Source organism: Amycolatopsis alba DSM 44262, from assembly GCF_000384215.1.
GTDB classification, from domain to species: domain Bacteria; phylum Actinomycetota; class Actinomycetes; order Mycobacteriales; family Pseudonocardiaceae; genus Amycolatopsis; species Amycolatopsis alba.
This window is the reverse complement of sequence record NZ_KB913032.1, coordinates 6,048,173-6,061,886: the sequence shown is the minus strand read 5'-3', so window position 1 is coordinate 6,061,886 and position 13,714 is coordinate 6,048,173. Positions and strand designations below refer to the sequence as shown.

The window sequence follows — 13,714 nt, the reverse complement described above, 5'->3', positions numbered from 1 at the left end:
AGGACTGTTGGAGTCAACCGTGTCTCAGGTACCTACGGGCGGGGTTTCGCGTGACCGGCGGGACGACACACGTGATCAGATGGACGACACGCGTGACTGGACGGACGACACGCGACGGGACTCGGCCGTCGCCGCGTGTCGTCCATCTGATCACGAGTGACGTCCATCTGATCACACGTGCCGTCCACTCGGGCACGCGAAAGTACCGGGTCTCGTGAGACGGAAGGTCATGCCTTCCGCGGGGTCAGCACCAGATCGAACGTATTCCCCTCCCCCTGCACGAACGTGCTCAGGTACGGGGTGAACGCGCCGCAACCGGTCAGCGGCGCCAGCGAGTAGGTGCCGGTGAGCGCGCCGCCTGCCGCCAGGGTGAAGCCGGTGCCGGTGCGCAGTTCCGCCGTCGACGGGGCCGACGTCTTGCAGTCCGGCCCGCTGCTGACCGGCATGCCGACGAGGGTGACGAGCGGGAGGACGGTGGTGAACCGGGGCCGCGCGACGAAACCGGTCCCGGTGAGGTCGCCGCCCTGCGGTCCGTCGGCGACGAATTCGAGATCGGCCGCGCCCGGCACGAAGCCGAACAGCCGGAACTCGGTGTGTGCCTTGTCGAAGACCGGGCCGCCGCTGAACACCGTGGCCGCGGTGGGGCTCAGGTCGAACGCGCCGGTCAGCGGCGCGGTGGCGCCGAGCGCCTTGACGCCGGTCTTCCCGCCGATCGAGTACCGGTGTCCCGCCGGCTTGTCGCCGAGGTCGAAGGAGAGCAGGACCGCGTCCTGACCGGGGTCGAGCGCGCAGTCCGAGGTGAACGAGCCGATCCCGGTGAACGAGCCGTCGGCCTTCTTCGGGGTCAGGCGGGTGGTGAAGTCACCGACGGTCAAGGTGGTCTTGCCCGGCTTCGCCAGTGTCACCGTCGGCACGGAGCCTTTGGCCACCGTGCTGAAGGAGCCGGACGGCGGAAGACCGGTTTTGGCGACGTCCAGCGGGATGCGTACCGGGAAGGGATTCGCGTCGCCGTTGACCAGCGTCACGCCCGCCGCCGCGGTGCCTTCGATGGTGGCGGCGCCGACGAGGTTGAGCCCGCGCGCGGCCTTGTCCGGCACGTTCACGGTGATCGTCAGCCCCGAGGTGCTGAGTGTGCCACCGGGCGCTGTCGGGACCTCGAAGTCGGCCTTGATGTTCACGTCGAGCTTCTGCAGCCCGATCAGCGGGAACGGGCAGGTGAACGACAGTTTCTTGTCCACGGGGGTGCTCGCCGCCGCGCCGCGGACGGCGACGAACAGCAGGCAGCAGGCGGTGAGCAGGACGATGACGCCCGCCGCGAGCAGCATCCGGACGTTGATGCGAAGGGGCATGGTCGCCTTCCTGACGGCGCTGAGACGGCACCGGTCCCCGCCGCGGCGTGCGACGGGGACCGGCTTGCCTGACTACTTCTTGGTGAGGTTCAGGTCGAGCGTGTTGCCGTCGCTCTTGGCGAACGCGCTGACCCAGTCGTTCAGCTGACCGCAGTTCTGCAGCGCCGACAGCGAGTAGGTGCCCGTCAGCTTCCCGCCCTTGAGCAGGTCGAAGTCGGGACCGGTGGTCATCTCGCTGGTGGACGGGCTGACCGTGCCGCACTTCGGGTCACTGCTGATGGGGATCCCGAAGATCTGCACGCTCGGCAGGAACACGTTGAACTTGATGTGCGCCTTGAAACCGGTGCCGACGAGCTCACCGGTCTGCTTGCCGACCTGCTCGACCTTGATGTCCGAGCCACCCTGGAGGAAGCCGAACAGCTTGAAGTCCGTGTGCGACGGGTCGAGCTTCAGGTCGCCGGTGAACGTCTTCGAAGCCAGGTCGACGTCCGCGTCGAAGCCACCGTTGATCGGCGCGGTGCTGCCGAGCGACTTCAGCGCGGTCTGACCCTTGATGCCGAACGAGTACTTGATCGCGCCGCCACCGGGGGTGGTGGTGGGCGTGGTCGGAGTCGTCGGCGTCGTGGTCGGCGTCGTGGGGGTGGTGGTCGGCGTGGTCGGAGTGGTGGTGGGCGTGGTGGTGCCACCGCCACCGTCACCGATCTTGATCGTGGCCAGGGTGTTGTTCTGGCCGGGATCCTGTGTGCACGGCGCGTCGATCGTGCCGTCCGGCGTGATGCCGGTGACCGAACCGTCGGCCTTGCGCGGGGTGACCTTCAGCTGCAGGTCGCCCACGGTGATCTTCGCCTCGCCGGGCTGGTTGAAGGTCAGCGAAGGGGTCTTGCCCGCCGCGTTGACCGTCATCTCGCCAGTGGCGGGGATGTTCTGCTTGGCGATGTCGTTGGGGACCTTGACCGGGAGGTTGAGCCCCGGTGCCGCCACGGTCGCCGCCGCGATGGCCTGGCCTTCCAACGTGGTGGCACCGATCAGGTTGAGCCCGCTGACCGTGTCCGCGTTGATCGTGGAGATGGCCTTGATGTCGAACGTGCCGGTCGGCTGACCGGTCTTGACCGACAGCGGAAGATCGGTGTTGATCACCACCTTCAGCGACTGCGACCCCACGAGCGGCAGATTGCAGTGATAGTTGAGCGGCAGCGAAATGGGATCGGCGACACTGGACTGTGCCCCGACCACGAGTACCGCGGTGGCAAGCCCCACGGCACCGGCAGCGGCGGCGGCGACCGCCTTCTTGGTTCCTCTACGGTGACTCACGATCGTCCTTCCGTGGTATCAACGATGATACGAAACGGCGTACAATTCCCCAGAGCAATGAATATCGGCCCGAGAGAATTCTCCGGGTAGCGACGATGTCTGACGGATCGCAACCGAACAGTAAACTAACGACGCGTCCGCACCGCTATCAAGTGCTTCCCCGGAAAAGTTGACGGCTCGCCGGTAAATTGTCACCCTGGCACGGTACACCCGCCTGGTTCCTAGTAGCGGCACATGGGTTTCCCCAGTACAGAGCCATTAGAGGCCGTCAGCGGAACCGCTGACGCAGGTGACAATCGCGCCGCATGAAACTATCTCGCGCGTGCCAATCGCCCTTTTTCAGCCGCAGGCTGTCTTGCCTGCCGGATTCTATCGTGAGTAACCTCGCGGTTCAGCAAGCCGGTCACCGGCCCTCTTTCGCCGAATTCGACGGGGAAATCATGAAAAGAATGCGCCGCACGGCAGCGCGAATCGCGTTCGCCACCGTCTCCGCGACGGCCGCCGCGGTCCTGCTGAGCGCCTGCGGGTCCGACAAGCCCGCCGACACCGGACGGCACGCCGACCCGGCCGCGCTCGCCTGGGTGGACAAGGTGTGCTCCGGGGTCGCGACGGGCTCGGCGAAGCTGTCCCAGCCGCCCGCCTTCGATCCCGCCAACCCTCAAGGGACGAAGACAGCCATGGTGGGCTTTCTGAATTCCCTCACCGCCGCTCTCGACGACATGGCCGGCGGGATCCGGAACGCCGGGGTGCCGCCGGTCCCCGATGGACAGTCCGCTGTGGACAAGGCCACCACCACGCTCGGCGAGACCAAGTCGAAGGTGTCCGCCACCCTCACGAAGATGCAGGACGCGAAGGTCACCGACCAGGCGAGCCTGCAGAAGGTGGTCGCCGACGCCGACTCCACGATGAGCGGCTTGAGCGAACCCGAGGGCCCGATCAAGCACCTGCGCGCCAACCCGGAACTGAACCTCGCGTTCGCCGAGTCCACGACCTGCCGTCAGGTCTACGGCGGCAACGCCTGAGTGCCGACCGCGGCTTCAGGTGTCGCGAAAGCCACTTTCGGGACATCAGACGTCCCGAAAGTGGCTTTCGCGACACCCTCAAGCCCGTCCATCACCGTCTTCGACCTTCCCCTCGGGGGACGTCATCCATCCGCGCTCTGGAGGCCCGGCCGTGCCGATCTCGTTCCCCCGCCCGTCCCGGCGGCTGCTCGCCGCCGCGGTGGCGATCGTCCTGTCCGCCGGTCTGCTGACCGTGCTGGGCTGGAGCCCGGCGAACTCCGCCACCCCGGCGGCGTCCGACGATTCGTTCTACACCCCGCCGTCCCCGCTCCCGGCGGGCAAGCCGGGTGACGTCATCCGCTCGCGGGTCTCGAAAGCCGGTCCGCGCAAGGATTCCGTCAACGCGTGGCAGGTGATGTACCTGTCGACGGACGCCCTCGGGCGGCCGGACGCGGTGACCGGGACGGTGCTGGTGCCGAAGAACGCGGACCCGGCCAAAGCGCCGATCGTCTCGTTCGCGGCAGGCACGCACGGTCCGGCGTTCGACTGCACGCCGTCGAAGATGATCGACATCGGCGCGTTCTACGAGCAGTCCGGCCTCGACGACGCGCTCGACGCCGGATACGCCGTCGCGCTCACCGACTACGAGGGCTACCGCCAGGATCCGAAGACGACGTACGTGGTCGGGCGTTCGGAAGGCCCGGCGGTGATCGACGCCGTCCGCGCCGCGCAGCGCCTGCCGGAGGCGAAACTGTCCACCGACGCCAAGGTGGCCTTCCGCGGGTATTCGCAGGGTGGCGGGGCGGCGGCCTGGGCCGGCGAACTGCAACCGACGTACGCGCCGGAGCTGAACCTCGTCGGCGTCGCCGCCGGCGGTGTGCCCGCCGACCTCGTCCAGGTCACACTGCAACTCGACGGGAAAGCGGGTTTCGGCGTCTTCGCCTACGCCCTCGTCGGCCTGGACAACGCGTACCCCGAGCTGAAACTGGACTCCTTCCTCAGTGACAACGGCCGCGTGAAGCTGGCGGAGATGCAGAAGAGCGCGTGCACGTTCGAACTGCTCACCACCTACGCGAACCAGAAGATCGCCGACTACACGACCAGCGCCGGGTACGTCCGGCCGGAATGGGTGAAGCGGCTCAACGAGAACAAGCTCGGCGTCACTCCCCCCAAGGTCCCGGTGTTCCTCTATCACGCCACCCAGGACCAGCTCGTGCAGTTCGCCCAGGCCGACGCGCTGCACAAGGCCTACTGCGCCGCCGGGGTCAAGACCACCTGGAAGACCTTCGACACCGACCACATCACGGCGGTCTACACCGGCAACGCCGACGTGCTCGCCTTCCTCAAGGACCGGGTCGCGGGCGTCCCGGCGACGTCGAACTGCTGAGCCCGCGGTGCTCAGAACCGCCCCTGCGTCCTTTGTGGACCAAGTGGCGACCGGCGGTGCGCGAGCCGGGAAGCGGCGTGAGCTGCTCCGGTTCGCCACCGTCGGCCTCGCCGCTTTCGTCCTCACCCTCGGGACCAACTACGGGCTGAAGCTCACCGTCCTGCAAGAGAAACCGGTCACGGCACTGGCCATCGCGACCGTCGTGGCGACGGCCTTCGCGTATCTGCTTTCCCGGCGCTGGGCGTTCCACACCCGCGGCGGCAGGCGCGGCCTCCACGAGGCGACGCTCTTCTTCGCCGTCAACGCGATCGCCGTGACGATCAACCTGTGCCCGCCGCTGATCTCGCGCTACGTCCTGCGTCTCGAGGTCCCTGAGGTGAGCTTCGTCGCGCAGGAGATCGCCGACTTCGTCAGCGGGATGCTGCTGGGCACCGCGGCGGGTTCGGCGTTCCGCTGGTGGGGCTACCGGCGCTGGGTCTTCCCGGTCGCCGGCGCCCGTCAGGCGTCCGCGGGCCGCAGCCGTTCCGCGCGCAGCGCCAGTTCGATCCGCAGCCGCTGATCCGGATCGTCCAGCCGTTCGCCGAACAACTCCGTGAGCCGCCGCAGGCGGGCCCGCACCGTCTGCGGGTGCACGGCGAGCTGCCGGGCGATCTCGGGCGCGCTCCCCCGCGTCTGCACCTGCGTGAGCAGGGTCGCCGACAGCTCGCCATGCTGCCGCGGCGCCAGGCCGGACAACGGTTCCAGCGCCTCTCCGGCCAGCTGGTCCAGCAGGAACTCGTCGGCGAGCAGCAGCAGTGTGGTGAGGTGCTCCTCGCACCACAGCACCGGCCCGACCGTGGTGATCATCCCCCGCTGGGCCAGCTCCGACGCGCGGCGCGCGATCCGGAACGATTCGGCGGCCTGCTCCGGCGGGACGGCCACCCCGACCGTCGCCGTCCAGCCGGAAGGCAGTTCCCGCAAGGTGTCGAGGTCGGCGTCGGGACAGGTCACCAGCGCGCCGGGCGTGTCGGAGACGAGGTCCGCGGGAACCGCCGGGGGCAGGAGCGCCGACGGGAACGCGGGCGCGCCGGGCGCCGCGGTGAAGACGACCGCGGTGACGCGCCGTGGGATCCGCCAGCCGATGGCGACGGCGAGCGCGCCGGCGTCGGCCTGGCTGTACCCCGCGCCACCGGTCAGCAGCCGGAACAACCGGGCCCGCTGCTCGGCCGGTCCTGTCGACTCGGCCTCCGCGGCGTTGTATCCGTCCGTCAGCGCCATCGTCACCTCGACGACGTCACCGAAGAGGCATTCCGCCGCGCCGTAGAGGACGTCGCCCGAGAGCCGGAGCTGACGGCCTGCCGTCGCGATCGAACGCCACAGCACCCGGCTCGAGACCCTGAACGCCGCCTGCGCGGCCTCACGGCTGAGTCCTTGATGGAACGCCGTCCGGCCCTGCGCGCGGAAATCCGCCGGCAGGTCGTTCTGCAACAACTCGGGGACGCCGACCCTGTCGATGGCGCGTTCGATACTGCGCCTGGTCAGCTCGACAGCGGCCGCACGGGCCTCGCCGTCGCTGAACACTTCGGCGCATTCGCCGATCTCGGACATCACGCTTTCGACGCAGTGCCGGGCGATCACCGGGATCCGCGGCCGGACGGCGTCACCGAGTTCCCTCGGCAGGCGTGCCCACAACGCGCCAACGGGCTGCCAGGTCACGTGTGGGGTCCCCCGCTCGGAAGTAGGCCGACGATGACGGGCACCAATTCCCTTTCGTCCGCACTCGAATGCACGGAGCGTAGAACCGGCGCCACATCCGTGTCAAAAGCCGCCGCGCCCCAATTCAACGTCACATTCGCGGTACGCGCCGACGGTCGATCCAGTAGAAACACTGCGGCACCCGTTCCCGTCGATCCGACGCGGTTGTGCAAAGGGATTCATGTTTCCCTCCCTGGTTCGAAAAAAATCAAAGGTGGTCTTCGTGGTCGAGTACCGCAGTTTCGGCATGCTGGCGACGCTGCCGCGTTCGCTCGGCGAAGAACTGCGTCCGTATACCGGTCACGCCGCGGCCGCCATGATCAAGCAGGTGCAGCGGTCGGTCAGCGCGTACGCGCAGCCGTTGCGCGGCGTCTTCGGCCGCGCACTGGTCGTCTCCTGCGAGCGGGCGGTGCGGCATTACGTCGACTGCATCGGCACCCCGGACCTCCCGCACGATCGCTGGATCGACTTCTACCGCAGGCGCGGGCGGATCGAGTTCACCGAGGGCCGGAACCTGGAACCGTTGCACGACAGCGCGACCATCGGCGCGCGGACGGCGTGGCGGGCGATGCTGCCCATCGTGCGCGGGCTCGGCGTCAGCCCAGGGGTCGTCGCCCTCGCGGCGGAGTCGGTCTTCGTCTACGTCGACGAACTGTGCGCCACGGCGATCGAGGGATACCAGCAGGCGGAGGCCAAGGCGGCGGGCGCGATCCCGCTCCGGCGCCGTCGCCTGCTGGACCTGATCGCCCAGGCACCGGAAGGGTCCGCGTGCAGTATCGCCAGCCTGGCCGACGGTGCCGGCTGGCGGGTTCCGGGGGCCGCGGCCATGGTCGCGCTTCACCGCGCTCCGGGCGCGCCGGAGTTCCCCGCTCATCTCCTGGACGACACCGTGCTGCTCGACCTGGACGCCGACGAGCCGTACCTGCTCACCGCGGATCCCGACACCGATCTCGCGCCGCTGAAGGGCGCGCTGGACGGGTGGCGCGTGGCCGTCTCCCCCGTCGTCCCGCTCGCCGATGCCCCGGCCGCCCTCCGCACCGCCCGCCGCGCCCTCCTGTTGACCAGCGAGGACGCGCCCGGCCCGGTCATCTGGTGCCGGGACCACCTCGCGACGCTCTGGCTGCTGGCCGAGGACTTCCTCGGCGCCGAGATGGCCAAGCAGAGCCTCGACCCGTTCACGTCGCTGAGCGCGAAACAACAGGAGCGGCTCAGCGAAACCCTGCTGGCCTGGCTGGAGACCCGCGGCGGGGCACCGGAGATCGCCCAGCGGCTGGGCGTGCATCCGCAGACCGTGCGGAACCGTCTCCGTCAGCTGGAAGAGCTGTTCGGCGACCGGCTCAGGGACGCGGACGACCGGCTGGGCATGCAACTCGCGCTGCGCGCGCAGCGGCTCATGCGCGCCCACCGCCGCGACGGCGAGCGAGGGAACTGACGCGCCGGACCCGCCGTTCCGGTGGCCGCACGGTGGGCAGCACCCAGCGAAGGCCGCGGCGGGCACGCTTCGCCCTCGGCTGGTCGACATGGAAGTCCGCCCGGCAGGCCATCGCTTTCCCTCCCCGTGGTGACGGGTGTTTACCGACGCTTTCCTGAATACCGGGACGGTGGGAAAATGTCGATGCGGAATTGCCCTGTCCGCACGGTTTTGGCATCCGGATCGGGGTCCGCTGCGGAATTCTTGTCACTCGGATCGCAATTGCCGGACGTGTCCGGCGACACGCTGACGCAACCGCCGTTCTCCACGTTATTTTGACGCCTGACCACGGAAAGGCGGAACATGGCCCTCGAAGCGCGCACACTGACCCTGCACGGGCAGGAAATCCGGCTGCGGGAATACCTTCCGTCCACAAAGGACTCCATCGGTGAGCCGCTCGTGCTGCTGCACGGGATCTCGGGCAGCGGTGACACCTGGGCCCCGCTGCTCGAGCACTTCGAGCGGACCGGGTTCGGGCGCCGCGTCCTCGTCCCCGATCTTCCTGGCCACGGCGATTCGGGAGCACCACGGGCCGACTACGGCCTCGGCGCGATGGCCAGCGTGGTCCGGGACGTCCTCGCGCTCACCGGGAACCGGCACGCGACCATCGCCGGTCATTCCCTCGGCGGCGGGATCGCGATGCAGTTCGCCTACCAGTTCCCCGAGATGTGCGCCCGGCTGGTGCTCGTGGGCAGTGCCGGGCTCGACCCGCAGGTGACCCCGGTGCTGCGCGCGACGGCACTGCCGGGAGCCACCGTGACACTCTCCCTCGCGGTCAACCGGGGCACCGTCGCGATCGCGCGCGGACTCGCCGCGGCCTGCCGCTCCCTCGGCGGGAAGCTCTCCCCCGAGACACGTGAGCTGACCAGGCATCTTTCGTCACTGTCCGATCCGGGCAGGCGGCGGGCGTTCCTGTTCATCGCGCGCAGCCTGATCGACCTCCGGGGGCAGCGCGCGAGCGCGATCGACAAGCTCTACCTCGCCAGGGAGGTGCCGACGCTGGTCGTCTGGGGCGCCCACGACCAGCTCATCCCGGTCGCCCACGGCCGGAAGACGGCCGAGCTGCTGCCGAACAGCCGCTTGACGGTGTTCGAAAATGCGAAACACTTTCCACATGTGGCCGACCCGGCCCGGTTCGGCGGCGAGATCGAACGCTTCCTCGCCGAGACCGTGCCCGCCCGGTTGAGCCTCGACGAGGTCGTCGAGGTGCTCATCCGCGCCAGTGAGGCGGCGGAGGCGCTCGAGAAGGTCCCGGAAAAGTTGTCATCCGGACGCCATTTGAGGCCCGCCTAAATGTCACTCGCCACCGGATCGGACCACCCGTTCGGGTGTAGTCCATCCAGGTGGCCGATCAAGGTCCCGCCAGCCGTTGACAGTCCTCTCGGCCGGATTTTATGTTGCGTGAGCCACAAAATCTGGATCGGCTTCACCGTTGAAGAGGCTGATTTTGTTGCCAGCAAGGATAAAAAACATGACCGACTTGGATACCGGGTTCTCGCGGCACGATCTGCGGACCGCACGGCCTGACCCCGACGTGCGCCACCCCGCCACCCCGCACCGCCAGCCACCGGGTCCGGTCCAGCGACCGCGCGCCTTCACGCCGGCACCGAGAACCCCAGTGGAGAACCGACCTGTGCGCAGCACCGGTGCGAACGGCCTGTGGGCGTCGCTGCCCAGAGACCTCGGCGAGCGGTTCCGGCCGCGCGCCGACCCCTTGGCACGAGCCATCCTTCAGGAGGTGCAACGAGCCGTTCCCGAATACGCGCAGCCGTTGGAAGGCGCGTTCGGACAGATCATCACGCAGGGTATCCGGCAGGCGATCCTGCACTGCCTCGACACCATCGGTCAGGGGACGGCCGCGCTCGACAAGTGGTCGGCGGTGTTCCGCAACCTCGGCAAGGTCGAGTTCAAAGAGGGCCGCAGCCTCGACTGCCTGCAGACGGCCTACCGCGTCGGCGGTCGCGTCGCGTGGCGGCACGTTTCGGAATTCGGGCAGGCGATCGGAGCGGACGCCGATCTCCTGTGCACCGCGGCCGAGGCGATCTTCGCTTACGTGGACGAGATTTCCGCACTGTCCATCGAGGGCTACACGGCCGCGCAGGAACGGGCCGCGGGCACCAGGGCGAGACGCAGGCGCAGGCTCCTCGAACTGATGCTCTCCGATCCGCCGTCCTCACCGCAGTCGATCGCGTCCCACGCGGCGAACGCCCAGTGGGCGCTGCCCGCCGAGGTCACCGTCGTCGCGCTGGAGCGGCGGCCCGGCCCGATGGACCCCGACAGCGCCGACCTGGACGCCGCCGTCCTGGTCGACTTCGAGGGCACCAAGCCCTGCCTGGTCACCGGAGACCCCGAAAAGCACCTGAAGGACCTCGCTGAGCGGCTTCCCGGCTGGCGCGCGGTGATCGGCCCGTCCGTGCGGCTCACCGAGGCGCCGCGCTCCCTGATGTGGGCGCGCCGCACGCTGCGGCTGGTCCAGCGAGGGGTCCTTCCGGACAATCCGGTCACGAGGTACAGCGATCACCTGTCCACCCTGTGGCTGCTCGCCGACGAGTTCCTGGTCCGTGAGCTGTGCACGCGCAGCCTCGCCCCGTTCGACGACCTCACGCCCAAACAGCGGGCGCGGCTCGGGGAGACGTTGCTGATCTGGTTGCAGTCCCGTGGCAGCGCTCCCGAGATCGCGAAGAAGCTCAAGGTCCACCCGCAGACCGTCCGGTACCGCATGCACCAGCTGATCGATCTGTTCGGCGACCGGTTGAACAACGCCGACGACCGGCTCGACATGGAGATCGCCCTGCGTGCGGAGGCGTTGCTCGCCGAGGACTGACCAGCGTTTCCCACTCACAACGAGGTGACGAGGTGACCCGACCGCAGGATGGTCGCAGCGGGGTCGAGGCGACGTACGGCCCGCTCCTCACGCCCGCTCGGCCGGGCGGGTCGAGCGGGCGTCCCGTCCAGCTCTGGGCGTTGCTGCCGAGAGAGCTGGCGACCGTGTTCCGGCCGGTACTGGCCGACGTGGCCGGGGAAGTGGTCCGCGAGATCCAGCGGACCATCCCCGACTACGCGCGACCGCTGGACGGCGCGTTCGGGAAGGCGCTCAAAACCGGCGTCCAGATGGCGTTCATCCAGTTCGTGGAGCGGATCGGGAACCCGGAAGCGCCGTCGGAGGACCGGCGGGCCGTGTTCCTGAGCCTGGGTGTCCAGGAGTTCCATCAGGGCCGCAACGTCGACGTCCTCCAGGCGGCGTACCGGGTCGGTGCCAGGGTGACCTGGCGCCGGGTGGCCGAGGCCGGACGCCGCGCGGGTGTCCCCTCGGCGACACTGTGCCTGCTCGCGGAGGCCATCTTCGCCTACATCGACGAGCTGTCCGCGCTGTCGGTCGAGGGCCACGCGGAAGCGCGGGAGAAGGCCGCGGGCGCGCTGGAGCGCCGGCGCCATCGGCTGATGGAGCTCCTGCTCACCGAGCCGCCTTCACCGCCCGAAGTCGTCAAACACGCCGCCGAACTGGCCCGCTGGCAACTACCGGACCTGCTCGTCGCCGTCGCCCTCGACCAGTCAGCGGACGAGGCTCCGGCGGCCGCCGCGACCGCACTGGCCGACTTCGAGAGCACCTTCCCCTGTCTGCTGCTCCCCGCGCCGCAACCGGAGGAACGGGAGCAGTTCGCCGAAGACCTGGCGGGCTGGCGGGCCGCGATCGGCCCCGCCGTCCCGCCCGCTTTCGCCGCGCGTTCCCTGCGGGCGGCGCGGGAAGCCCTGCGGCTCGTCGATTCCGGCGCGCTCGCCGACGAGCCCGTGACGTGGTGCGTCGACCATCTTTCGCGTCTGTGGCTGCTCAAGGAGCCGTTCCTGGCCGCCGAGCTGGTCCGGGAACGACTCGGCCCGCTGGCCGGGTTGACCGGGAAGCAGCATTCGCGCCTGGCCGGGACGCTGCTGGCGTGGCTGGAGACCTGCGGGAACGTCCGCGAGGTGGCCGAACGGCTCGCGGTGCATCCGCAGACTGTGCGGTCGCGCGCTCAGGAACTGGAGGCGCTGTTCGCGGACGGGCTGCGGGATCCCGAACGGCGGTTCGAGATGATCCTGGCCCTGCGGGCCGCCCCCTCCTGAAGGCTGGGTTTGTACGTGAAGGCGGAACTCACGTGATCAGACAGCGAACTCGCGTGCTTGAAGGCGGAACTCACGTGATTGAACACCGAACTCGAGTGTGCGGCATCTGATCACGCGAGATCCGCCTCCAAGCACGCGAGATCCGTCTCTGAGCACGCGAGATCCGGGTCTGAACACGCGAGTTCGGAGGGGGGTCAGGCAGCGGCGAGGGCGGTGACTCGCCAGCGGCCGTCGGAGCGTTCGGCGCTCACGCTCAACTGGGCCGCACCGGTGGAGCGCTGCCCGTCCCCGCGCACACCGGTCTGGTCCAGGAACACGAGAAGCGACGCCCGGTCTCCGTCGAGAACCTTGACGCCCGAGACCACCGGGGTCGACGTCACGACCAGCTTCTGCTCCGCCGCCAGCCCCCGGACCTGCGCGAACAGCTGGTCGTATTGCCCGAGCGCGGGCCCCGTCAGGACCTCTTTCGCGGCCTGCTCGCTCTTGGCGGGATCGTCGAAGCGGTAGGAGAAGACCGTGCCGAGTGCCTTGCCGATTTGATCGCTCACCTCGGCGGTGGTGGCGACGTCGGTCAGCGCGGTGTTGTGCGCCAGGACCGACGTCGCGTCCCGCGCTTCGATGGCGAACCACCCCGCGAGGCCCGCCATCACCACCGCGACCGCGCCGAACACCACGGCGCCCCGCCGCCGCGCAGGCGGCGCAGCGACCTCAGGCTCCGAAGGAACCACAGCGTCCTCTACCGACGCTTCGGACTCTTCAAGGGCTTCGAGGACGCGCGTGCTCCCGCCCATTTTCCCGGCCACCTTCACCGCGCGCCGCACCGGTTTCCGTTTCGTGGTCATCCCGGTCTCTCCTCAGGACTTTCCGGTGTCGGTCACCGGCACCTGGCCGAGTGACGTGACGCGCCACCCGTCCGGTGTCCGGTTCAGGCCGGCGCGGAACCGGTTGTGCTTGGTCACGGCTTCTCCGCCGTCGGGCCGGACCTCGAGTTCGACCGAGGCGATCACCTCGGCGGTCCCGCCGCCACTGTCCACTTCGGTCACCGCGGCGTCGACGACCCGGCCGGTGGTGACGGTCTTCGCCTGGCCAATGCGGCCGAGCCCGCCTTCCCGGTCCCGCGCCAGTTCGTCGTGCAGCGCACCGCCCGACAGGTTCAGCCAGTTCTGGTAGCCCTGCTCGGCTTGCCGGTAGTCCAAAGTGGTCAATGCGGCCACGGACTGTCTGCCCGCCTGCAACGCGTCCTCGCGGACCGTGGCCCGCGCGACGCCGTCGTCCCGGCTCGCGTCCCACCAGGAGTAGCCGAACCAGGCCGCGAACGCGGTGGCCACCACCGCGAGCAGGACCGCGAGTCGAGTCATCG

At 69.2% G+C, this 13,714-nt stretch carries 13 protein-coding genes; 8 read left to right on the top strand and 5 right to left on the bottom strand.

All coding sequences use genetic code 11. The features are described from left to right. Nucleotides 1-227: 227 nt before the first annotated feature. Both AMYAL_RS0128480 and AMYAL_RS0128475 read right to left on the bottom strand, forming a co-directional pair. Nucleotides 228-1,349, bottom strand: coding sequence for a DUF6801 domain-containing protein (locus tag AMYAL_RS0128480; RefSeq protein ID WP_020634680.1), 1,122 nt, complete (start codon nt 1,347-1,349; stop codon nt 228-230). 72 nt (nt 1,350-1,421) lie between these two features. Then, nucleotides 1,422-2,660, bottom strand: coding sequence for a DUF6801 domain-containing protein (locus tag AMYAL_RS0128475; RefSeq protein ID WP_026467532.1), 1,239 nt, complete (start codon nt 2,658-2,660; stop codon nt 1,422-1,424). 449 nt (nt 2,661-3,109) lie between these two features. Here AMYAL_RS0128475 and AMYAL_RS0128470 point away from each other — a divergent pair, with 449 nt between their 5' ends. The 3 genes from AMYAL_RS0128470 (at nt 3,110) to AMYAL_RS0128460 (ending at nt 5,607) form a co-directional block, all read left to right on the top strand. After that, the gene (locus AMYAL_RS0128470) at nt 3,110-3,682 is read left to right on the top strand and encodes a hypothetical protein (RefSeq protein ID WP_020634678.1); all 573 of its coding nucleotides are present in this window, start codon (nt 3,110-3,112) and stop codon (nt 3,680-3,682) included. Between the two features lie 151 nt (nt 3,683-3,833). Beyond that, nucleotides 3,834-5,048 carry a lipase family protein gene (locus AMYAL_RS0128465; RefSeq protein ID WP_020634677.1) on the top strand — a complete coding sequence of 405 codons (1,215 nt, stop codon included), beginning with the start codon at nt 3,834-3,836 and terminating at the stop codon, nt 5,046-5,048. A 7-nt stretch (nt 5,049-5,055) separates the two neighbouring features. Next, complete coding sequence (locus AMYAL_RS0128460; RefSeq protein ID WP_245193101.1) at nt 5,056-5,607, top strand: GtrA family protein; 552 nt, start codon at nt 5,056-5,058, stop codon at nt 5,605-5,607. Here AMYAL_RS0128460 and AMYAL_RS0128455 read toward each other — a convergent pair. After that, nucleotides 5,547-6,743 (bottom strand): PucR family transcriptional regulator, encoded by a 1,197-nt coding sequence (locus AMYAL_RS0128455; RefSeq protein WP_039794208.1) that lies wholly within the window; start codon nt 6,741-6,743, stop codon nt 5,547-5,549. The two genes, AMYAL_RS0128460 and AMYAL_RS0128455, sit on opposite strands and share 61 nt — an antisense overlap. Nucleotides 6,744-6,996: 253 nt before the next feature. On the opposite strand from AMYAL_RS0128455, the gene AMYAL_RS0128450 reads away from it, so the two are divergent. From AMYAL_RS0128450 to AMYAL_RS0128435, 5 genes are all read left to right on the top strand, one after another. Beyond that, complete coding sequence (locus tag AMYAL_RS0128450; RefSeq protein WP_020634674.1) at nt 6,997-8,214, top strand: PucR family transcriptional regulator; 1,218 nt, start codon at nt 6,997-6,999, stop codon at nt 8,212-8,214. A 342-nt stretch (nt 8,215-8,556) separates the two neighbouring features. Continuing rightward, nucleotides 8,557-9,546 (top strand): alpha/beta fold hydrolase, encoded by a 990-nt coding sequence (locus tag AMYAL_RS0128445; protein ID WP_020634673.1) that lies wholly within the window; start codon nt 8,557-8,559, stop codon nt 9,544-9,546. Between the two features lie 108 nt (nt 9,547-9,654). Next, complete coding sequence (locus AMYAL_RS50840) at nt 9,655-9,780, top strand: hypothetical protein (protein ID WP_255414878.1); 126 nt, start codon at nt 9,655-9,657, stop codon at nt 9,778-9,780. A gap of 106 nt (nt 9,781-9,886) precedes the next feature. Beyond that, nucleotides 9,887-11,077 (top strand): PucR-like N-terminal domain-containing protein, encoded by a 1,191-nt coding sequence (locus AMYAL_RS0128440; RefSeq protein ID WP_020634672.1) that lies wholly within the window; start codon nt 9,887-9,889, stop codon nt 11,075-11,077. A 32-nt stretch (nt 11,078-11,109) separates the two neighbouring features. Then, the gene (locus tag AMYAL_RS0128435) at nt 11,110-12,354 is read left to right on the top strand and encodes a PucR family transcriptional regulator (protein WP_020634671.1); all 1,245 of its coding nucleotides are present in this window, start codon (nt 11,110-11,112) and stop codon (nt 12,352-12,354) included. 194 nt (nt 12,355-12,548) lie between these two features. Here the strand turns inward: AMYAL_RS0128435 and AMYAL_RS0128430 are convergent, their stop codons facing one another. Beyond that, complete coding sequence (locus AMYAL_RS0128430; RefSeq protein ID WP_020634670.1) at nt 12,549-13,196, bottom strand: hypothetical protein; 648 nt, start codon at nt 13,194-13,196, stop codon at nt 12,549-12,551. A 12-nt stretch (nt 13,197-13,208) separates the two neighbouring features. Next, nucleotides 13,209-13,712, bottom strand: coding sequence for a hypothetical protein (locus AMYAL_RS0128425; protein WP_026467531.1), 504 nt, complete (start codon nt 13,710-13,712; stop codon nt 13,209-13,211). Nucleotides 13,713-13,714: the final 2 nt, after the last annotated feature.

Excerpts from the sequence above, each read along its gene's own strand:
- AMYAL_RS0128480 (WP_020634680.1), bottom strand. The coding sequence starts at position 1,349 with ATGCCCCTTCGCATCAACGTCCGGATGCTGCTCGCGGCGGGCGTCATC.
- AMYAL_RS0128470 (WP_020634678.1), top strand. The coding sequence starts at position 3,110 with ATGCGCCGCACGGCAGCGCGAATCGCGTTCGCCACCGTCTCCGCGACG.
- AMYAL_RS0128445 (WP_020634673.1), top strand. The coding sequence starts at position 8,557 with ATGGCCCTCGAAGCGCGCACACTGACCCTGCACGGGCAGGAAATCCGG.
- AMYAL_RS0128430 (WP_020634670.1), bottom strand. The coding sequence starts at position 13,196 with ATGACCACGAAACGGAAACCGGTGCGGCGCGCGGTGAAGGTGGCCGGG.
- AMYAL_RS0128425 (WP_026467531.1), bottom strand. The coding sequence starts at position 13,712 with ATGACTCGACTCGCGGTCCTGCTCGCGGTGGTGGCCACCGCGTTCGCG.